This is a genomic window from Achromobacter dolens, assembly GCF_902859745.1.
Taxonomy (GTDB): Bacteria; Pseudomonadota; Gammaproteobacteria; order Burkholderiales; family Burkholderiaceae_B; genus Achromobacter; species Achromobacter dolens.
This window is the reverse complement of sequence record NZ_CADIJW010000001.1, coordinates 1-20,755: the sequence shown is the minus strand read 5'-3', so window position 1 is coordinate 20,755 and position 20,755 is coordinate 1. Positions and strand designations below refer to the sequence as shown.

The following is a 20,755-nucleotide window of genomic DNA, read 5'->3' as shown; positions in this document are numbered from 1 at the left end:
CCGGGTCAAGTATTGCGAGCGGCGCTGTGCAACTTGCACGAGGCGTCGGCCAGGATCGCCACGCACAGCTCGGCATAGCTCATGCCGGTGGCGCGGGCCGCCATCGGCACCAGCGAATGGCTGGTCATGCCGGGCGAGGTATTCATTTCAAGCAGCCAGGGGCGGTTGTCGGCATCCAGCATGAAGTCGGCGCGGCCCCAGCCTTCGCAGCCCAGCGCGCGATAGGCGCGCACCGCGATGTCGGCGACCTCCTCGGCCACGGCCGGCGGCAACGCGGCCGGGCAGAAGTACTGCGTGTCATCGGAGAAGTACTTGTGCTCGTAGTCGTAGTTGCCGCCGGGCGCGGCGATCTCGATCACCGGCAGCGCGCGCGCGGTCTTGCCGCTGCCCAGCACCGCCACGGTCAGCTCGCGGCCCTGGATGAACTGCTCGGCCAGCACCTCGGCATCGAACCTGGCGGCCAGCGCGTAGGCTTCCTTCATGTCGGAATAGCCCACCACCTTGGTGATGCCCACGGTCGAGCCCTCGTGCGGCGGCTTGATGATGAGCGGCAGGCTCAGGCGGTCCGGCACCAGGCGCAGTTCCGTGTCGGCGTCCAGCAATTCGAATTCCGGCGTGGGCAGGCCATGCTGCAGCCACACGCGCTTGGTCATGGTCTTGTCCATGGCCAGTGCCGAGGCCAGCGGGCCGCTGCCGGTATAGGGGATGCCCAGCAATTCGAGCGCGCCCTGGATCGAGCCGTCTTCGCCGAAGCGGCCATGCAGGGCGATGAACACGCGCTCGAAGCCCTCGGCGGCCAGCTCGGCCAGGCTGCGCTCGCCCGTGTCGAACAGGTGCGCGTCGACGCCGGCGCTGAGCAGCGCCTGGTGCACGCCAGCCCCGGACATCAGGGACACTTCGCGTTCGGCGGAACGGCCGCCGTACAACACACCCACCTTGCCGAATTTCGCGCTCATGCCAATTCTCCAACTTGGGCCGGGACCTTGCTGATCGAGCCCGCCCCCATGACGATCACCACGTCGCCGTCGCGCACGAAATCGACCACCGCCTGCGGCAGGTCGGCCACGTCCTCGACGAACACCGGCTCGACCTTGCCGGCCACGCGCAGGGCGCGCGACAGGGCACGGCCGTCGGCGGCCACCAGCGGCGGCTCCCCGGCAGCATAGACCTCTGTCAGCAGCACCGCGTCGGCCGTGCCCAGCACGCGCACGAAATCCTCGAAACAGTCGCGGGTGCGCGTGTAGCGATGCGGCTGGAATGCCAGCACGATGCGGCGGTCGGGCCAGGCGCCGCGGGCGGCGGCCAGCGTGGCGGCCATTTCCACCGGGTGGTGGCCGTAGTCATCGATCACCGTGAAGGTGCCGCCGCCATGCGCGGCCGGCACCGGGAATTCGCCCGTCTGCGTGAAGCGGCGGCCCACGCCCTTGAACGAGGCCAGCGCGTCGCGGATGGCTTCATCGGCCACGCCCAGCTCGGTTGCCACGGCGATCGCCGCCAGCGCGTTGCGCACGTTGTGCAGGCCCGGCAGGTTCAGCTCCACCTGCAGCGGCGGCAGCAGCGTGTCGCGGTGGCTGCGCTGCACATTGAAGCGCATGCGCGTGCCGTCGGCCTGCACTTCGTAGCCGCGCACCATCGCGTCTTCGTTCAGGCCATACGAGGTGATGGGGCGCGACACGAACGGCATGATCTCGCGCACGTTGGCGTCGTCGGTGCACAGCACCGCGCTGCCGTAGAACGGCAGGCGCTGGGTGAATTCGATGAACGCGCTCTTGAGGCGGGCCACGTCGTGGCCATAGGTGTCCATGTGGTCCGCGTCGATGTTGGTCACGATGGCCATCACCGGCAGCAGGTTCAGGAACGAAGCGTCGGATTCGTCGGCCTCGACCACGATGTAGTCCCCCTGCCCCAGGCGCGCATTGGCCCCGGCGGAATTCAGGCGCCCGCCGATCACGAAGGTCGGATCCAGATCGCCGGCGGCCAGGATGCTGGCCACCAGGCTGGTGGTGGTGGTCTTGCCATGCGTGCCGGCCACCGCGATGCCGCGCTTCAGGCGCATCAGCTCGGCCAGCATGATGGCGCGCGGCACCACCGGGATGCGGGCGGCGCGGGCCGCGATGACTTCGGGGTTGTCGCCCGCCACCGCGGTCGACGTGACGATGGCGTCGGCGCCGGTGACATTGCTGGCGACGTGGCCGATGGCGATATTCACGCCAAGGCCGGCCAGGCGGCGCGTCACGGCCGACTCGTTCAGGTCGGAACCGCTGATGGTGTAGCCCAGGTTGAGCAGCACCTCGGCGATGCCGCTCATGCCGGAACCGCCGACGCCTACGAAATGGATATGCTGGATTCTGTGTTTCATGATGAACGCCCCGCTGCTTGTTCACAGACGTCGGCGATATGCGCCGCCGCTTCCGGGCGCGCGTGCGCGCGGGCCCGTTCTGCGACGGCTTGCAGTTCTTGGCGGGAACGCTGGCCCAGCCAGTCCGCCAGCCACTCGGGGCTGAAGGCGTTCTGCGGCTGCAGCCACGCGGCCTGCGCGTCGCTCAGGAAGCGCGCGTTGGCGGTTTGATGATCATCGATGGCATGGGGCAGCGGCACGAACAGCGCCGCGACGCCGACGGCGGCCACTTCGGACACCGTCATGGCGCCCGCGCGGCAGACCAGCAGGTCGGCCTCGCCCATGGCGCCGGCCATGTCCTCGATGAAGGCGCGGCAGTCGGCCGTCACGCCCGCCTGGGCGTAGGCCTGCTGCAGCGCCGGCAAATGTTGCTCGCCGGCCTGGTGCACCACCACCGGACGGTCCGCCTGCGGAAGTCGAGCCAGCGCTTGCGGCACGGTGGTATTGAGCGCCTGGGCGCCCAAGCTGCCACCCACCACCAGCAGCCGCAACGGGCCGCTGCGGGCGGCATAGCGCCGCGCCGGATCGGGCAAGGCGCACAGGTCGGCGCGCACCGGGTTGCCCATGGCCTCGCCCTTGGGCAGCACGCCGGGGAACCCGCTCAGCACGCGGCGCGCCATCCTGGCCAGCCACTTGTTGGCGGTGCCGGCCACCGCGTTCTGCTCGTGCACCACCAGCGGCGTGCCACGCAACGTCGCGATGACGCCGCCCGGAAAGGCGACATAGCCGCCCATGCCCAGCACCACGTCCGGACGCACGTACGACAGTCGCGCCCAGGCCTGGGCGAAGGCGCGCACCAGCAGGAACGGCAGCTTCAGCAGCGCCGTCACGCCCTTGCCGCGCACGCCGGCGAAACGCAGCGGCACCAGTTCGATGCCGCGCGGCGGCACCAGCTTGCCTTCCATCTTGTCCGGGTTGCCCAGCCACAGCACGCGCCAGCCGCGCTGGCGCAGCACGTCGGCCACGGCCAGGCCGGGCATGATGTGGCCGCCGGTGCCGCCGGCCATGATCAGGATGGTGCGCGACGACGCGGTCATACCCGTCCTCCTCGCATCATGATGCGGTTTTCCACGTCCACCCGGATCAGCATGGCCAGGGCGCACAGGTTCATCACCACGCCCGAACCGCCATAGCTCATCAGCGGCAGCGTCAGGCCCTTGGTCGGCAACAGTCCGAGGCACACGCCCATGTTGATGAAGGCCTGCACCCCGAACCACATCGCCACGCCGTGCGCCACCAGGCCCGCGAACGTGCGTTCCATGGCAATGGCCTGGCGGCCGATGTCGAAACCGCGGTAGACGATGATGGCGAACAGCGTGATCACCAGCATCACGCCGGCGAAACCGAGTTCCTCGCCCACCACCGCCATCAGGAAGTCGGTATGGGCCTCGGGCAGGTAGTGCAATTTCTCGACGCTGGCGCCCAGCCCCACGCCCAGCCATTCGCCGCGCCCCAGGGCGATCAGGGAATGCGAAAGCTGGTAGGCGCTGCCGTAGGCGTTGTCTTCGTTCCAGGGATCCAGGTAGGCGAACAGGCGCGCGCGGCGCCACGGCGACAACCAGATCAGCATGAGGAAGGTGCCGACCAGCACCGCCAGCAGGCTGCTGAAGTACTTGCCGTTGATGCCGCCCAGGAACAGGATGCCGATCGCGATCGCCACGATCACCATGAAGGCGCCCAGGTCGGGCTCGAGCAGCAGCAGCATGCCGACGCCGGCCAGCGCGAACGCCATCGGCAGGAAGCCGCGGGCAAAGGCCTGCATGTGTTCCTGCTTGCGCACGGTGTAGTCGGCGGCGTAGAGCAGCGCGGCCAGCTTCATCAGTTCCGACGGCTGGAAATTCAGCGGACCCAGCGGGATCCAGCGGTGCGCGCCGTTGACCTCGCGGCCGATGCCGGGCACCAGCACCGCCACCAGCAGCACCATTGCCACCACGAACAGCGGCACCGCCAGGCGTTGCCACACGCGGATCGGAATCGCCAGCACGACGGCGCCCGCCACCAGGCCGGCGGTGACGAACAGGCCATGGCGGATGACAAAGTAATAACGGCCATAGGAGGCATAGCGCGGGCCGTCGGCCAGCGCGATCGACGCCGAATACACCATCAGCAGGCCGAGCAGCAGCAAGGTCGACGCCGCAATCGCGAGCGGCATGTCGAAATTGCGCATGCGGGTACGGCCGGGCCGTACGGCGTTGACGCTGGCGGTGAGATCGGCGATCAGGCTCATGCCACCTCTCCCCGGTCGCGGGCCAGGTCTTCGACCTCTTCCACGAACACTTGCCCGCGGTGCGGGTAATTGCGGAACATGTCCAGGCTGGCGCAGGCCGGCGACAGCAGCACCACGTCGCCGGCCTGCGCCAGGTCAGCGGCGCGGCGCACGGCGTCGCGCAGCGATTCGACGGCGATGCAGTCGACGCCGGTGGCGGCCAGCACCCGACCGATCTCGGGGCCGTCCTGGCCAATCAGCAACACGGCGCGCGCGCGGCGCGACACCACCGGGATCAGCGGCGAGAAGTCCTGGCCCTTGCCCTGGCCGCCGGCGATCAGCACCACCGGCTGGCCCATGCCTTCCAGCGCGGCCACGGTGGCGCCAACGTTGGTGCCCTTGCTGTCGTTGATGTAGTCCACGCCGCCGATACTGCGCACGAAGGCGGCGCGATGCGGTTCGCCGGCGTATTCGCGCAGGGCCCGCAGCATCGGGCCCCAGCCCAGATCCAGGCAACGCGCCAACTGCAACGCAGCCAGTGCGTTCAAGGCATTGTGGATGCCGCGGATACGCAAGGCATCGACCGGCATCAGGCGGCTCATGCGGCCCTTGGCGCGTGTCGGCTCGGGCGCATCCTTCTTGCGCCGCACAGGCGCCACGGGCTCGTCGAAATCGACCGGCTCGGCCGCGGCCAGCCAGGCCACGCCCTGCCCGAGCTCCAGGCCCATGTCGCCGACCAGTTCCGGCACGTCGCGGCCAAAGCTGCGCACCGGCATGGCAGCCAGCGACGGCACCATGTCCACGGTATGGGGGTCATCGCGGTTGACGATGGCGATGCGCGTCATCTTCAACAGGCGCGCCTTGGCGCGCGCATAGGCGTCCATGCCGCCATGCCAGTCCAGATGGTCCTGCGTCACGTTGAGCACGACGGCCGCGTCGGCCATCAGCGTATGCGTGGTCTCGAGTTGGAAGCTCGACAGCTCCAGCACCCACACCTGCGGCAGATCGTCGGCATCCAGCGCCTGCATCAGCGCGGTCAGCGCCGCCGGGCTGATGTTGCCGGCGGCCAGCACCGACAGGCCACTGGCCGCGACCAGATCGCGCGTCAGCGCGGTGACGGTGGTCTTGCCATTGGTGCCGGTCACGGCCAGCACGCGTGGGCGATATTCGCGGGTCTCGGCCAATTCGGCCAGCGCCCGCGCGAACAATTCGATCTCGCCGATGATCTCGATGCCGCGCGCCTTGGCCTCGCGCAGCAGATCGCCGGCCGGCGCGCCTTCGGGCGCCAGTCCCGGGCTGACGACGATCTGGCTCACGCCGTCCAGCAACGCGACGTCGAAAGACGTATCGCAGCCCAGGCGGTACTCGACCTCGGCCTGCGCCAGCGCATCGCGGAGCGCGTCCAGTCCACCCGGCTCCGCGCGCGTGTCGGCCACCCGCAGGCGGGCGCCCTGGCGGGCGCTCCAGCGTGCGGCGGCCACGCCCGACTCGCCCAATCCAAGGATCAGGACAAGCGGCGCATCGGCGCGGGAGGTTTCCATCGTATTCATCGCAACTTCAGGGTAGAGAGGCCAATCAGCACCAGCATCATGCTGATGATCCAGAAACGCACGACCACCTGGGTTTCCTTCCAGCCGCCCACTTCGAAGTGATGATGCAGCGGAGCCATGCGGAATATGCGTCGACCTGTTCCATAACGTCGCTTGGTGTACTTGAACCACGTAACCTGGATCATCACCGACAGGGTCTCGACCACGAACACGCCGCCCATGATGAACAGCACGATCTCCTGGCGCACGATGACCGCGATGGTGCCCAGCGCGCCGCCCAGCGCCAGCGCGCCGACGTCGCCCATGAAGACCTGCGCCGGATACGCGTTGAACCACAAAAATGCCAGCCCCGCGCCCCCGATCGCCGCGCACAGCACCATCAATTCCGAGGCGCCGGGGATGTAGGGGAACAGCAGGTACTTCGAATAGTCGACGCGGCCGACCACGTAGGCGAAGATGCCGAGCGCGCTGCCAACCATCACGGTAGGCATGATCGCCAGGCCATCCAGGCCATCGGTCAGGTTGACGGCATTGCTGGTGCCGACGATCACGGCCCACGTCAACGCCACGAAGCCGAGCACGCCCAGCGGATAGCTGACGGTCTTGAAGAACGGCACGATCAGGTCGGCGCGCGTCGGCAGCGACATCGTGAAGCCGCTTCCCACCCAGGCCTTGAACAGCGGCCACAATTCGGTGTTGGCCGGCGCCGACACGGCGAACGCCAGGTAGACCGCGGCCACCAGGCCGATGGTTGCCTGCCAGAAGAACTTCTGGCGCGCCGGCATGCCTTCCGGATCGCGATAGACCACCTTGCGGTAATCGTCCATCCAGCCGATCCAGCCAAAGCCGAACGTCACCAGCAGCACCACCCAGACGAAGCGGTTGGTCCAGTCGGCCCAGAGCAGCGTGCTGATGGCGATGGAAATCAGGATCAGCACGCCGCCCATGGTCGGGGTGCCGGTCTTGACCAGGTGGCTTTCCGGGCCATACGAACGCACGGCCTGGCCGATTTTCATCTCGGTCAGCTTGCGGATCACGCGCGGGCCGGCCACCAGGCCGATCAGCAGCGCCGTGGCGCACGCCAGCACCGCGCGCAGCGTGATGTACTCGAACACGCCCAGCGCGCGCACATCATCGGAAAGCAGACGGGCGATCTCAAGCAGCATGGTTGTCCCCCTGCCCCTTGGACGCTTGCCCGTCATTCGAAATAAAAGCCGTCACTACCCGCTCCATGCGCATAAAGCGCGATCCCTTTATCAATACGCAGGACGCGCGCAGGCCGCGCAATGCGGCAACGACTTCGTCTACCGATGCGCAGGCGTGCGCGCCCGTGCCGTAGGCGGCCGCGGCCGCCCGGCTGGCATCGCCTAGCGTGATGAGCGCATCGAGGCCAAGCTCGCGCGCGTAATTGCCCACCTCTTCATGCATGGCGGGGCCGTTGTCCCCGACTTCGCCCATGTCGCCCAGAACCAGGACACGCGTGCCGGCCATGCGGGCCAGCACATCGATGGCCGCGCGAACCGAGTCGGGGTTGGCATTGTAGGTGTCATCGATGAGCAACGTTCCGTCACTCAATTTCTTGTGCTGCATCCGGCCCGCGACCGGGCTGAAGCCGGCCAGCGCGCGCACGGCGGCATCCAGCGGCGCGCCGGCGGCGATGGCGCTGGCGATCGCCGCCAGCGCATTGCGCAGGTTGTGCACGCCGGGCACCGGCAGCGTCAAGTCGGCGCTGCCCATCGGGGTCACCACGCGGCAGCGCGTCGAATCGACGTCCGCCAGGATCTGCTCGGCATAGACGTCCAGACCGGGCTGCAGGCCAAAACGCAAGACCCGGCGTGGAGCGGCCAGCTTGTCCCAGATGGCCGAGTAAGCCTCGTCGCCCGGATAGACGGCCACGCCGTCCGCCGGCAGCGCCGAGATGGCGGCGCCGTTTTCCAGCGCGACCGCTTCCACGGAGTGCATGAATTCCTGGTGCTCGCGCTGGGCATTGGTCACCAACGCCACGCTGGGCGCCGCGATGGCAGCCAGTTGGGCGATTTCGCCCGGATGATTCATGCCGAGTTCGAACACGGCCGCGCGATGCTCCGGACGCAGGCGCAGCAGCGTCAGCGGCACGCCGATGTCGTTGTTCAGGTTGCCGGCCGTGGCCAGCCGACCTGTCTCGCCGCGCCAGACCGCCAGCATGGCCGAGATCATTTCCTTGGTGGTGGTTTTGCCGTTGCTGCCCGTCACAGCCACCACCGGCAGCGTGAAGCGGGCGCGCCAGGCCGCGCCGATGCGCGTCAGCGCCACGCGGGTATCGCCCAGCACCAGTTGCGGCAGGTTCGATTCCGGCACGGCGTGCGCCACCACCGCGGCGCAGGCGCCGCGTTCGGCGGCCTGGTCCAGGTAGTTGTGCGCGTCGAAGTTCTCGCCCACCAGCGCCACGAACAGCTCGCCAGCGCCGATGCGCCGCGTATCCGTGGAAACGCCCTTGACCAGCGGCAGCAGCAGCGCCAGCCGCGCCCATTCGCGATCGTCGAACGGCAGCTTCTCGCCGGCGATCTCCTGATAGGTTTCGTGGCCCTTGCCAGCCAGCAGCACCACGTCCTCGGGCGCGCTGGCCCAGATGGCCTGCATGATGGCGCGGGCGCGGTCGACCTGCACCTCGACCGCCGCCGACGCCGGAATGCCGGCCAGGATCTGCGCCACGATCGCTTCGGGCGACTCGCTGCGCGGGTTGTCGCTGGACACCACCACGTGGTCCGCGAGTTCGGCGGCGATGCGGCCCATCTCGGGGCGCTTGCCGGCGTCGCGGTCGCCGCCGCAACCGAACACGCACACCAGGCGGCCGGCGCGCGCCTGCGCCACCGGACGCAATGCCATCAACGCGCGCGCCAGCGAATCTGGGGTGTGGGAGTAATCCACCACCACCAGCGCGCCACGGCCCGAGTGGGCCTGCGTGCTGGCGGCAACCGGTTCCACGGTCTGCAGGCGGCCATCGACCGGATCGGTCGCGGCCAGTTCGCGCGCGATCTGCGCGAATGGCAGGCCCAGCTTGTACAGCACGCCCGCCACCAGCAGCAGGTTGGAAACATTGTGCGCCCCCAGCAGGCGCGTCACGATCTGGGCCTCGCCATGCGGCGACACCAGCGTGAAGATCTGGCCTTGCGCGGTGGCCTGCAGGTCGCGCGCGCGCATCGCGGCGGGAATCGCCGGGTCCGCGCTCAGGCTGTAGCCCATCACCGACAGGTCCGCCGGCAGCGAGGCGATCAGGCGGCGCCCGGCTTCATCGTCGGCGTTCACCACCGCCGCGCTCAGGCCCGGCCAGCGGAACAGGCTGGCCTTGGCCGCCTCGTAACGTTCCATCGTGCCGTGATAGTCGAGGTGATCGCGCGTCAGGTTGGTGTAGGCGGCCAGCGCCACCCGCACGCCATCCATGCGGCCCTGCTCGATGCCGATCGAAGACGCTTCCATCGCCACCGCCTTGGCGCCGGCGTCGCGCATGGCGGCCAGCAGGCGGTGCACGGTCAGCACGTCCGGGGTCGTGAGATGGCCGCCCAGCGTCTGCCCGTCGGGCAGCACGGCGCCCAAGGTGCCAATGGTGCCGCAGGGCTTGTCGTTGCGGCCCAGCGCGTGGGCGATCCATTGCACCGACGAAGTCTTGCCATTGGTGCCGGTCACGGCCACCACGGCCAGGGTCGACGACGGCCGGCCGTACCAGGTGTCGCCCAGCTCGCCCAGCAGGGCGCGCAAGCCGGTCACCGGCAGCATCGGCGTATCGCCGGCGGCGGCCGCGGCCTCGATGGCCTCGGTCGCGGGGGCCTCGAACAGCACCGCGCTGGCGCCCAGCGCCAACGCCTTCTCTATATATAGACGGCCGTCGCTGGACAGGCCCGGGCAGGCGACGAACACGTCGCCCGGCTCGATCTCGCGGGAGTCCAGCTTCAGGTGCGCGGTCAACGACACGCGCGAATGCAACCACGCCACGGCTTGTTCGACCGTGGCGGCGGGGGATGAGAGGAAGCCTTTGGCGCTCATCTGCCTGGCTCCTTGATACCAGCAACAATTGTCGATTCGAAGGGCGCGTCCGGCCGCACCCCCATCAGCCGCAGACTCCCGCCGACAATGTGGGAGAACACGGGCGCAGCGATCGCACCGCCGTAATAACCGCCGACCGTGGGCTCGTCGATCGAGACGGCCACCACGATCTTGGGATCGGACACCGGCGCAAAGCCCACATACGAACTGCGATACCGCTGCGTGCTGTACTTGCCGTCGACAATCTTGCGCGCGGTGCCGCTCTTGCCGGCCACACGGTAACCCTGGACCTGGGCGGCCTTGGTGCCGTCCGGCCCAGTGGCGGCCTCCAGCATCCCGCGCACCAGCGCGGTGGTCTTGGGCGTATAGATCTTGACGCTGGTCGGATCGCTGTCGCGCTTGACCAGGGTCAGCGACACCATGTCGCCATTGCGGGCGAACACGGTGTAGGCGCGCGCCACTTGCAGCAGCGACACCGACAGGCCATAGCCATAGGCCATGGTGGCCTTCTCGATCAGGCGCCAGCGGTCCCACGGACGCAGGCGGCCGGGGGCCGCGCCGGGGAATCCCACTTGAGGGGCCTGGCCCAGGCCCAGTTCGGTGAAGCGGTCCCACATCTCGCGCGATTCCAGCTTCTCGGAGATCATCGTCATGCCGATGTTGCTGGACTTGCGCAGCACGCCGGCCACGTCCAGCGTGCCGTTGCGGCTGACGTCGCTGATCGTGCTGCCTTGATACGTAAAGCGGCCGTTGCCGGTCTCGAACAGGGTCGAGGTGGTGATGCGGCCCAGGTCCAGCGCCAGCGCGGCGGTGAACGGCTTCATGATCGAGCCCGGCTCGAACGTGTCGGTAATGGCCTGGTTGCGCAGATTGGCGCCGTGGAAGGTCTCGCGCTTGTTCGGGTCGAACGTCGGCACGTTGGCCAGCGCCAGGATCTCGCCGGTATGGACGTCCACCACCACGGCGGTGGCGCCCTTGGCCTGGTGCTTGTCCATGGCGTCCTTCAGTTCCTTGAACACCAGGTACTGCAGGCGGGTGTCGATCGACAGCCGCAGGTCGCGGCCATCCACCGGCAGCGTCACGGCCTGCACGTCCTCGATGACGCGGCCCAGCCGGTCCTTGATGACGCGGCGGCTGCCCGGGCGTCCCGACAATTGCTGGTTGAAGGTCAGTTCGACGCCTTCCTGGCCCTGGTCCTCGACGCTGTTGAAACCCACCACGTGGGCCATCACGTCGCCGTCCGGGTAGTAGCGGCGGGTCTCGGGCTGCTGGTGCACGCCCGGCAGGCCGAGCTGCTTGATCTTGTCGGCCACGTCCATCGAGACCTGGCGCTTCAGGTAGACGAAGTTCTTGTCTTCCTCGACCCGGCGGCGCAAGTCGGCGATCGGCGTTTCCAGCAATTTGGCCAGCGAGTCCAGCTGGCTCGGGGTCGCCTGCTTCAGATCCTCGGGAATGGCCCAGATGGCGCGCGCCGGCACGCTGGAGGCCAGCACCGCGCCGTTGCGGTCCATGATCTTGCCGCGGGTGGCGGACAGCGTCAGGGTGCGCTCATAGCGACGCTCGCCTTGCTGCTGCAGGAATTCGGTGGACAACCCTTGCAGGAACAACGCGCGGCCGGCCAGCACGGTGAAACCGCCAAACAGCAGGATCAGCACAAGACGCGCGCGCCAGGTCGGCAGTTGCCCGCGCAGCACCGGATTGTCGAAGAACGGAACGCGCTTCATTGGGCACCTCCGCTGGCCGGCACCGGCGCCTGATTCAGATAGAGCGTGCGGTCAGGCACGATGGGAATCATCTTCAGGCTGTCGCGCGCAATCACGTCAACCCGGGCGTTGCGCGCCAGCTCGGCGCGCTCCAACTGCAGACGCCGCCAGTTGGTTTCCAGATCGCGCTCCTGCGCCTGATCGCGGCCCAGCTCGACGAAGAGCTGGCGCGACTGATACCGGCTGGTGACCAGGGAGATGGCCGACAGCATCAGCAAAGCCGCAACGATCAGGTTGACGCGACCCATCAGCGGCGCCCTCCCTTGCCGCCGCGGCGAGGCGGCGGAGCCAGATCGCTGCCCGGCAGCGACCCGATTTTCACGAACGCCATGCCGCCCTCGGCGGGCAAGGGCGTGGCGGTGCGTTCGGCCACGCGCAGCACGGCCGAACGGGCGCGCGCATTGGCCGAGACCTCATCGTCTTCGGCCAGCACGCGACCCAGGGAACGCAACACCGGCTGGGGCATTTCGCTTTCGCGCAGGGGCAGGCGCGCATGCGCGGCTGCCGGACGAGCCGCCGCCGCGATGCACTGCTTGACCATACGGTCTTCAAGCGAATGAAAGCTGATCACCGCCAACCTCCCCCCCGGGGCAAGCAGGTCTAGAGCTGACGCGAGGGTGCGCGCGAGCTCTTCGAGTTCCCGATTGATGTAAATCCGTAGAGCTTGAAAGGTGCGTGTGGCCGGATGCTGCCCCTTTTCGCGCGTGCGGACGGCGCTGGCGACGCACTCGGCAAGCTCGAGCGTGGTGCGCAGCGGCCTTGTTGCGCGGCGAGCAGCAATCGCCTTTGCAACCTGAAAAGCAAACCGTTCTTCGCCATAATCCGCTATGACCTCCCGCATCTCATCCACACTGGCTTGCGCCAGCCAATCCGCCACCGTGGGTCCACGAGTGGTGTCCATCCGCATGTCGAGCGGGCCGTCCCGCATGAACGAGAAACCGCGCTCGGCATCGTCGATCTGAGGCGACGACACCCCCAGATCCAGCATCACGCCATCGACCTTGTCGATGCCGAGCTGCCGCAACTCTTCGGCCATGGTGGCAAAGCCCCCATGCACCACCGTCACCCGGGAATCCGCCGCCGCCAACGCATTGGCCACCGCGATCGCCTCGGGATCCTTGTCGAACACCACCAGGCGGGCCGCCGGACCGAGGCGGCCGAGCAGCTCGCGGCTGTGGCCACCGCGCCCAAAGGTGCCGTCCACGAAGACACCCCGTTCCGCTCGCGTAGCCGCGGCCGGCTCGTCCTGGGCGTGCGACCGTGCCGCGCCCTTGCCGCCGAAATCGGCCAGCAACAGCGCGTCCACCGTCGGCTCCAGCAGGACGGGCCGATGTTCGAATTCCATAACTCTTTCAGAACGAAAACTGATTCAACACATCCGGCATACCCTTGGCCAGGTCCTCAGCCTCGCGGCTGGCCAGGGTAGCGGCATCCCACAGCTCGAAGTGGGCGCCCAGACCGAGCAGCATCACATCGCGCGTCATACCGGAAGCGTTGCGCAGTTCAGGCGCGATCAGGACGCGGCCGGAGCCGTCCAGTTCCACGTCCTGAGCGTTGCCCAGCAACAGCCGCTGCAACGCGCGCGCCGTCATGGGAAAGGCGGCAATCTGCTCGCGCTTCTTTTCCCACTCGGGCCGCGGGTACACCAGCAGGCAGCCGTCTGGGTGGCGGGTCAGGGTCAGGCGGCCTTCGGCCTGCGCCATCAGCGCGTCACGATGCCGGGTCGGAATCGAGATCCGTCCCTTGGCATCCAGCGTGAGCGCGCTGCTTCCCTGAAACACCACTTTTACCCCACTTAATTGCACAATTTCCTACTATTTCCCACTCTACGGTATGGCAATGGGGCGGTCAAGCGCGCGGTTGCAATTTTTTCAATCACAACAAGGACTTAGAGCAACTTGTAAATACGCAAAAAGAAAAACCTCCCAATAAATCAGGAGGTTGCGTCACTATCTAAAAGTGCTTCTTAAGAAGTGGCGGCTAACAATGCCTTTGCATTGTTTTACCCGGCCCGCTTGCCGAAGACTGGCGGGCGTTGCGCGCCAGGTGGCGGATATCGCGGCGAGAAAAAAGCGCCGCGGCGCCACGCGTCGATCGGAAATCCAATGCAAGACGGGTCTATAGGCCGGATTCTGTACACCAGGTTTCCCTGGCGGACGATCATTCCTCTGCGCGGATCATTGCTGAGCCGCTGTAGCCATCTACCCGCATGCTCGGACGGAGCCGCCCTTCGCGACCCGAAAGCCGCACGCATGCCTATTTGATGTTGCTCCGGGTAGAGGTTGCCGCGTTTCACCCTGCGATGCCGCCGGCCGTTGCCGACCGGCGCGATACGGAGATGGCCGTATCGGTGCGCGACTGGCGCGCCCGCCCCGCAGACTCGTCTCTGTGGCCCTGTTCCTCGACCGCGTCCGAAGACGCGACCGGACGGCCGTTAGCCGCTACCCTGCCCTGTGGAGTCCGGACCTTCCTCGATGGACTCGCATCCACCGCGATCGCCCGACCCGCCTTGCGGTGCGTATTCTAGTACAGGTCGCCGCTCCGTCCCCGAACAGCGGCGCGGGTTCCTGCGACAATACCGGTCTGATCCGCTTATCCGCCGCAAGAACGACCCGACCCACATGGCCCTCGCAACGCTCATCACCCTGACCGACATCCAGCTGGCCTATGGCCACCACCCGCTGCTGGACCACGCCGACTTCGCCATTCAGGCCGGCGAGCGCATCGGCCTCATCGGCCGCAACGGCGCCGGCAAGTCCTCGCTGCTGCGGCTGCTGGACGGCCGCACCGTGCCGGACGATGGCGACATCGCCCGCAGCTCGGGCCTGCGCGTGGCCACGGTCGAACAGGAACCGGAACTGGACGAGAACGCCACCGTGTTCGACGTGGTCTGCAATGTCGACGGCGACCATGAAGACTGGCAGCGCCCCTCGCGCGTGCGCGCCGTGCTGGAAAAGCTCGGCCTGCCTGCGGACGTCCAGATCGCCGGCCTGTCGGGCGGCACCCGCAAGCGCGTCGCGCTGGCCCGCGCGCTGGTCGAAGAACCCGATCTGCTGCTGCTGGACGAACCCACCAACCACCTCGACTTCGACGGCATCGCCTGGCTCGAAGAAATGCTGCGCACCTGGAAGGGCGCCGCCGTCATCATCACCCACGACCGCCGCTTCCTGGATTCCGTGGCCACCCGCATCGTCGAGCTGGACCGCGGCCGGCTGCTCAGCTTCCCCGGCAACTTCTCGCAATGGCAGGAGCGCAAGGCCCAGTGGCTGGAGTCCGAACGCCTCGAACAGGCCCGCTTCGACAAGCTGCTGGCCCAGGAGGAAGTCTGGATCCGCAAGGGTGTGGAGGCACGCCGTACCCGCAATGAAGGCCGCGTGCGCCGCCTGGAACGCCTGCGCGTCGAACGCGCCGAGCGTCGCGAACGGGTCGGCGACGTGTCGCTGGCGCTGGCCGAGGGCCAGCGCTCGGGCAAGCTCGTGGCCGAACTCGACCATGTCGGCAAACGCTTCGGCGACAAGATCGTGGTGGACGACTACTCCACCACCATCCTGCGCGGCGACCGCATCGGCATCATCGGCCCCAATGGCGCCGGCAAGACCACGCTGCTAAAGCTGATCCTGGGCGAGATGCAGCCGGACAGCGGCACGACCCGCCTGGGCACCAACGTGTCGGTGGCCTACTTCGACCAGATGCGCGCCCAGCTCGACGAGAACGCGACGCTGGTCGACATCATCAGTCCGGGCAGCGAGTGGGTCGAGATCGGCGGCACCCGCAAGCACGTCATGAGCTATCTCGGCGACTTCCTGTTCTCGCCCGCCCGCGCCGGTTCGCCGGTGCGCAGCCTGTCGGGCGGCGAACGCGCCCGTCTGCTGCTGGCGCGCCTGTTCGCGCGTCCGGCCAACGTGCTGGTGCTGGACGAACCGACCAACGACCTCGATATCGAAACGCTGGAACTGCTTGAAGAACTGCTGCAGGAATACTCGGGCACCGTGCTGCTGGTCAGCCACGACCGGGCCTTCCTGAACAACGTCGTCACGCAGACCATCGCCTACGAAGGCAACGGCCACTGGCGCGACTACGTCGGTGGCTATGACGAATGGGTAGCCCAGCGCCCCGCCCCGGCGCCGGTCGCCGCGGCGCAGGAAGACGCAGCCAAGGCGGCGCGCGCGGCCGACGAAGCCGCGGCCCGCGCCAAGGCCGCCAAGCCCAAGCCGGCCCGCGCCGCCAAGATGAATTCGTGGGAGCTTCGCGAACTCGAAGGCCTGCCCGAAGCCATCGCCGCGCTCGAAGCGCAACAAGCCGAACTGGCCGGCAAGCTCGCCGACGGCAGCCTTTACCGCGATGCGCCCGCCGAAGTCGAACGCATCAACAGCGAGCTGTCCAAGCTGGAAAGCGAACTCGAGGAAAAGTTCGCGCGCTGGGAATTGCTCGAGGCGCGCCGCGAAAGCGCCCTCTGATCCAGTCCCGTTACCGCAGCGCCCGCGGCGCTTTCCGCACCGCCCTCTATATATAGTCGGAGGGCGGTCGCCGCGCTCAGACCGACGCGCGCCAGGCCAGCGTCTCGCCAGCGGCCAGCGGGACCAGCGCGGTGTTGCCGAACGGCACCTCGTCCGGAATCTGGAAGCTTTCGCGCACCAGCGTCAGCTTGCCAGTGTTGCGCGGCAGCCCATAGAAATCAGGGCCGTGGAGGCTGGCGAATCCTTCCAGCTTATCCAGCTTGCCGACCGCATCGAACGCGGTCGCGTACAGTTCCATCGCATGCAGGGCGGTATAGCAACCGGCACAGCCGCAGGCATGCTCCTTCAGGCCGCGGGCATGCGGCGCACTGTCGGTGCCCAGGAAGAAACGCGGGCTGCCGCTGGTCGCGGCCTCCACCAGCGCCAAGCGGTGCGTCTCGCGCTTCAGGATCGGCAGGCAGTACCAATGCGGTCGCACGCCGCCCTGGAAAATCGCATTGCGGTTGTACAGCATGTGCTGCGGCGTGATCGTGGCCGCGATAGGCCCTTCGGCATCGCGCACGTATTCGGCGCCTTCCTTGGTGGTGATGTGCTCGAACACCACCTTCAAGGCCGGAAACGCGCGGCGCAGCGGCTTCATCACGCGCTCCACGAAGATCGCCTCGCGGTCGAACACGTCGATCGACGGATCCGTCACTTCGCCATGCACCAACAGCGGCATGCCGCACTTTTCCAGCGCTTCCAGCGCCTTGGCGCACTTGCCCAGCAAGTCGGTCACGCCGGCGTCGGAATTGGTGGTCGCGCCCGCGGGATACAGCTTGACCGCGTAGACCTGGCCCGACTCGTGCGCGCGGAAGATCTCCTCGGCCGAGGTATTGTCAGTCAGGTACAGCGTCATCAACGGCGTGAAGGCGCCCGCATCGCCGCCCGCCTTGGTCAACGCCGCCAGGATGCGGCCGCGATAGGCCAGCGCCTGCTCGGTGGTGGTCACCGGCGGCTTCAGGTTGGGCATGATGATGGCGCGGGCGAACTGCCGCGCCGTATCCGCAACGACCGCTTCCAGCGCCGCGCCGTCGCGCAGATGCAGGTGCCAGTCGTCGGGGCGGGTGATGATCAGTTGATTGGTGTTTTGCGTGGACATGTAGAGGCTTCTTAATCTGCCAGGGGCATGCCCCGTTCGGCCAGCGCGCAGAACATCGCGCTGCCCAGGGGAATGACGGCATCGTTGAAATCGAAATGCGAGTTGTGCAGCACGCAGCCGGATTCGGCGCCGCCCTGCCCCAGGCGGAAGTAGGCGCCGGGCTTGCTCTGCAGCATGAAGGAGAAATCCTCCGACCCCATCGACGGTACCAGATCGCGCACCACGTTTTCCTTGCCGATCATCTCGGTGGCGATGTCGGCGACCAGGTTGGCATGCTGTGGCGTGTTCAGGGTCGCGGGATAGATGCGTTCGTAAGTCAGTTCGGCCGTGCCGCCGAAGGCGCCGGCGATCGCCGTCACCAGCTCGCGCATGCGCGTCTCGACCATCTCCTGCACCGACTTGCGGAATGTGCGCACCGTGCCCACCAGCCGCGCCTCGCGCGGGATCACGCTCATCGCGCCAGGGTGGCCCGCCTGCAGGGACCCGATCGACACCACCGCGGAATCCAGCGGATTGACGTTGCGCGACACGATGGTCTGCAATGCCGTGATGACCTGGCCGGCGATCGTGACCGGGTCAATCGTCTGATAAGGATGCGCGCCGTGGCCGCCACGGCCTGTGATCAGGATCTCGAAGCGGTCTGCCGCGGCCATCATCGGCCCCGGATTGATGCCGATGGTGCCGGGCCTCAAGCCCGGCCAGTTGTGCAAGGCATAGATGGCATCGCACGGAAAGGTATCGAATAACCCGTCCTCCATCATGGCCTTGGCGCCACCGCGTCCTTCCTCGGCCGGCTGGAAGATGAGCACGGCCGTGCCATCGAAATTGCGCGTCTGCGCCAGATACTTCGCCGCCCCGATCAACACAGCAGTATGGCCGTCGTGGCCGCAACCGTGCATCAGGCCCGGCTTGGTCGACTTGTGCCCGAATTCGTTGTCCTCCGTCATCGGCAGCGCATCCATGTCGGCGCGCAGGCCGATCATGCGGCCGCTGTCGCAGCGTTTGCCGCGGATGACGCCCACCACGCCGGTCTTGCCAATTCCGCGATGCACCTCGATTCCCAACGCCTCAAGCGCACCCGCGACGATCCCGGACGTCCGGACCTCTTCGAAGCCAAGCTCGGGATGGGCATGCAAGTCGCGCCGCAGCGCCGTCAATTCGTCATGGAACAGGCGAATTGATTCCAAAGGAGAACGTGCGTACATAGGAGGTTACAGAATGACGTGAGAGGGGGGACAGTGGGGATATTTTAGTTGCTACAGAGGATAAATGCCTTTGTCTTTACGGGAGAGACACGTTATGCTCCGGCCGCAGGACAATTTTTCCAACAGCCAGAGAAGGAGCGCCGCATTATGGCCACAACCTCCAAACCCGCGACCGCGCGCAAGCCGAACGCTGCATTCATGAAGCCCCTGACTCCCAGCGCCGAACTGGCCGCTGTGATCGGTTCGGAAGCCGTGCCGCGCACCGAGGTCACCAAGAAGATCTGGGAATACATCAAGAAGCACAACCTGCAAGATGCGAGCAACAAGCGCAACATCAACGCCGATGCCAAGCTGCGCCCGATCTTTGGCAAGGATCAGGTCACGATGTTCGAACTGACCAAACTGGTCAACGCACATCTGAAGTAAGCAGGCAAAGGGCGTACCCTGTACGTCCCTGCCTCGATACTGTCGCGACGCCCTGGCTAGAACGCCGGGCGGACCCGACTTCCGAAGATCCCCGCCGCCACAGGCTTTGCGCCTTGTCCAGCCAGTCCCATACCCGCGATGGGCACGGCCTTCCTCCCCACCTCATCCATCTTGCATGCGAACGCTGTCGCGTCGAATCGCGTGGGCAACATCATTGCGGTCTCGATCGAGATGCATGAGCACCCTCACGCTGTCGTGACAGCCGCGCGTACGGGTCGGCGTCCTGAACGCAATGCTGCTCAGCAAAGGTCCGCGATCTCTCATGACTCGCCATGCTCGGCACGCGACGATCTGCGCTTCATCGAGCAAGCAGGCGCGAAACGTCAAGGCCGCCGATCGCTGTGGGGCCATACGCGAAGATACCTGCGAGTAGATATATGGTCGTGGGGCCGCGCCCTATCGAACAGGCGAAGCAACTCGCCAGCGCGCTGGTCATCGGCCGCAACATCAAGCTCGGCATTGCTGAACTGCGGCCCTTGCGCCAGGTCCAGCAACACCTGCGCCATACGCACCAACGCCGCCAAGCCGCGCGGTTCATCGTGCAGCAACATGACGCTCGCCACTACCTCCAAAAGGCCCCTCGTGGCGTTCGCGCCTTACCCTGTGATGGCCGCGAGACAGTCAATGGCGAGCGATCGCCCATCCAGATAGTTTTGCCGCCCGCGCGTCAACGCCACGGCGTGGTCCCGAACGAAAAAAAGCCGGCGTCAGCCGGCTTTTTAGTGCGAGCGCCCGGAATCAGGCGTAGGAGGTCGGCGCAGCGCCTTCCAGCAGGGCCAGCCAGCCCTTGATCAGGCGATACAAGCCCCACACTACCGTCGCGACTACACCGATCCAGCCAATGTAGATGATCAGCGCCAGGCTGCTGATGGCCAGCCAGAGCAACGCCCACCAGAAGGTGCGCAACAGCCAGTCGAAATGGGTGGCATAAACGGTGCCGGCGACGTCCGAGCGCTTCAGGTACATCAGCACGACAGCCGCCAGGGTGGCGATGCCCAGGAAACCACTGGTCAGAAAGCCCAGGGCGAACAAACCATAGGCGACATGGGTCAGCGTGCGCAGGTCTAATGCCGTACCGGGCGCGGGGGTCTGGGTATCACTCACGATTACGCTCCAACAATTGACTCGGTCAATCTTACCGCACAAAGCCAGCCGCCCCACGAGCGTTGTTATTTGGGCACATTCAATGCTGGCGCGGGTTGCAGGCTCGCTGCGGGGGCTTATCGCAAGCGATTTTCAGGAGTCGAAACCACAACGATCAATGACAGGATCGCCCTGGAATTCCGTCGCGGGCGCTATGTGGAAAACAAAAACCCCCGTGCGGCGCAAGCCGCACGGGGGTTTCTTTTCAGGGTTTCTTTTCAGGGTTTGGCGCGCCCCAAAAGACAAAACCCCACAGGCGTTAGCCTGCGGGGTTCTGAGCAATAAAAGCCTGACGATGACCTACTTTCACAGACGTCCGTCCACTATCATCGGCGCAAAGGCGTTTCACTGTCCTGTTCGGGATGGGAAGGAGTGGTACCACCTTG

The 20,755-nt window shown here is 66.8% G+C and carries 17 protein-coding genes, 1 rRNA gene and 1 other RNA gene; 2 read left to right on the top strand and 17 right to left on the bottom strand.

Annotation, left to right across the window (positions count from 1 at the left end; genetic code table 11):
• Positions 1–5: 5 nt before the first annotated feature.
• The 12 genes from HV783_RS00095 to rnpB all read right to left on the bottom strand — a co-directional run bounded on the left by HV783_RS00095 (position 6) and on the right by rnpB (position 14,448).
• On the bottom strand, positions 6–956 hold the full coding sequence (locus HV783_RS00095; RefSeq protein ID WP_064527139.1) for a D-alanine--D-alanine ligase: 951 nt from the start codon (positions 954–956) through the stop codon (positions 6–8).
• Positions 953–2,359 carry a UDP-N-acetylmuramate--L-alanine ligase gene (gene murC, locus HV783_RS00090; RefSeq protein ID WP_064527137.1) on the bottom strand — a complete coding sequence of 469 codons (1,407 nt, stop codon included), beginning with the start codon at positions 2,357–2,359 and terminating at the stop codon, positions 953–955. Before murC ends, HV783_RS00095 begins: the two co-directional genes overlap by 4 nt.
• A complete protein-coding gene (gene murG, locus HV783_RS00085) occupies positions 2,356–3,435 on the bottom strand; it encodes an undecaprenyldiphospho-muramoylpentapeptide beta-N-acetylglucosaminyltransferase (RefSeq protein ID WP_175188447.1) in 1,080 nt (359 codons plus the stop codon). The genes murC and murG overlap by 4 nt, the downstream gene beginning before the upstream one ends.
• Positions 3,432–4,625, bottom strand: a complete 1,194-nt coding sequence (gene ftsW / locus HV783_RS00080) for a putative lipid II flippase FtsW (RefSeq protein ID WP_054501915.1) — start codon at positions 4,623–4,625, stop codon at positions 3,432–3,434. The genes murG and ftsW overlap by 4 nt, the downstream gene beginning before the upstream one ends.
• A complete protein-coding gene (gene murD, locus HV783_RS00075) occupies positions 4,622–6,154 on the bottom strand; it encodes a UDP-N-acetylmuramoyl-L-alanine--D-glutamate ligase (RefSeq protein ID WP_175188445.1) in 1,533 nt (510 codons plus the stop codon). Before murD ends, ftsW begins: the two co-directional genes overlap by 4 nt.
• Positions 6,151–7,320 carry a phospho-N-acetylmuramoyl-pentapeptide-transferase gene (gene mraY / locus HV783_RS00070; RefSeq protein WP_049071384.1) on the bottom strand — a complete coding sequence of 390 codons (1,170 nt, stop codon included), beginning with the start codon at positions 7,318–7,320 and terminating at the stop codon, positions 6,151–6,153. The genes murD and mraY overlap by 4 nt, the downstream gene beginning before the upstream one ends.
• Complete coding sequence (gene murF / locus HV783_RS00065) at positions 7,310–10,174, bottom strand: bifunctional UDP-N-acetylmuramoyl-L-alanyl-D-glutamate--2,6-diaminopimelate ligase MurE/UDP-N-acetylmuramoyl-tripeptide--D-alanyl-D-alanine ligase MurF (RefSeq protein ID WP_054501917.1); 2,865 nt, start codon at positions 10,172–10,174, stop codon at positions 7,310–7,312. The genes mraY and murF overlap by 11 nt, the downstream gene beginning before the upstream one ends.
• Entirely contained in the window at positions 10,171–11,898 is a 1,728-nt protein-coding gene (locus HV783_RS00060; protein ID WP_054419225.1) for a peptidoglycan D,D-transpeptidase FtsI family protein, read from the bottom strand. Before HV783_RS00060 ends, murF begins: the two co-directional genes overlap by 4 nt.
• Positions 11,895–12,185, bottom strand: coding sequence for a cell division protein FtsL (ftsL, locus tag HV783_RS00055; RefSeq protein ID WP_049071379.1), 291 nt, complete (start codon positions 12,183–12,185; stop codon positions 11,895–11,897). Before ftsL ends, HV783_RS00060 begins: the two co-directional genes overlap by 4 nt.
• A complete protein-coding gene (gene rsmH, locus HV783_RS00050) occupies positions 12,185–13,282 on the bottom strand; it encodes a 16S rRNA (cytosine(1402)-N(4))-methyltransferase RsmH (protein ID WP_175188443.1) in 1,098 nt (365 codons plus the stop codon). The genes ftsL and rsmH overlap by 1 nt, the downstream gene beginning before the upstream one ends.
• Before the next feature lie 7 nt (positions 13,283–13,289).
• Entirely contained in the window at positions 13,290–13,718 is a 429-nt protein-coding gene (mraZ, locus tag HV783_RS00045) for a division/cell wall cluster transcriptional repressor MraZ (RefSeq protein WP_006392946.1), read from the bottom strand.
• Positions 13,719–14,042: 324 nt separating this feature from the next.
• An RNA gene (gene rnpB, locus HV783_RS00040) (RNase P RNA component class A) lies at positions 14,043–14,448 on the bottom strand.
• Between the two features lie 110 nt (positions 14,449–14,558).
• Here rnpB and HV783_RS00035 point away from each other — a divergent pair.
• Positions 14,559–16,394, top strand: a complete 1,836-nt coding sequence (locus HV783_RS00035; protein WP_054501919.1) for an ATP-binding cassette domain-containing protein — start codon at positions 14,559–14,561, stop codon at positions 16,392–16,394.
• A 76-nt stretch (positions 16,395–16,470) separates the two neighbouring features.
• On the opposite strand, the gene pyrC is transcribed toward HV783_RS00035, so the two are convergent.
• Both pyrC and HV783_RS00025 read right to left on the bottom strand, forming a co-directional pair.
• Complete coding sequence (gene pyrC / locus HV783_RS00030) at positions 16,471–17,535, bottom strand: dihydroorotase (RefSeq protein ID WP_064527131.1); 1,065 nt, start codon at positions 17,533–17,535, stop codon at positions 16,471–16,473.
• 11 nt (positions 17,536–17,546) lie between these two features.
• The gene (locus HV783_RS00025) at positions 17,547–18,740 is read right to left on the bottom strand and encodes a M20 aminoacylase family protein (RefSeq protein WP_049071372.1); all 1,194 of its coding nucleotides are present in this window, start codon (positions 18,738–18,740) and stop codon (positions 17,547–17,549) included.
• Positions 18,741–18,887: 147 nt separating this feature from the next.
• On the opposite strand from HV783_RS00025, the gene HV783_RS00020 reads away from it, so the two are divergent.
• Entirely contained in the window at positions 18,888–19,166 is a 279-nt protein-coding gene (locus HV783_RS00020) for an SWIB/MDM2 domain-containing protein (RefSeq protein WP_006217453.1), read from the top strand.
• A 383-nt stretch (positions 19,167–19,549) separates the two neighbouring features.
• Here the strand turns inward: HV783_RS00020 and HV783_RS00015 are convergent, their stop codons facing one another.
• The 3 genes from HV783_RS00015 to rrf form a co-directional block, all read right to left on the bottom strand.
• Positions 19,550–19,777 carry a hypothetical protein gene (locus HV783_RS00015; RefSeq protein ID WP_054501921.1) on the bottom strand — a complete coding sequence of 76 codons (228 nt, stop codon included), beginning with the start codon at positions 19,775–19,777 and terminating at the stop codon, positions 19,550–19,552.
• 187 nt (positions 19,778–19,964) lie between these two features.
• Positions 19,965–20,330: a DUF4870 family protein gene (locus HV783_RS00010; RefSeq protein WP_054501922.1), complete on the bottom strand. Its 366-nt coding sequence runs from the start codon at positions 20,328–20,330 to the stop codon at positions 19,965–19,967.
• A 326-nt stretch (positions 20,331–20,656) separates the two neighbouring features.
• Positions 20,657–20,755, bottom strand: a 5S ribosomal RNA gene (gene rrf / locus HV783_RS00005); the annotation flags it as partial.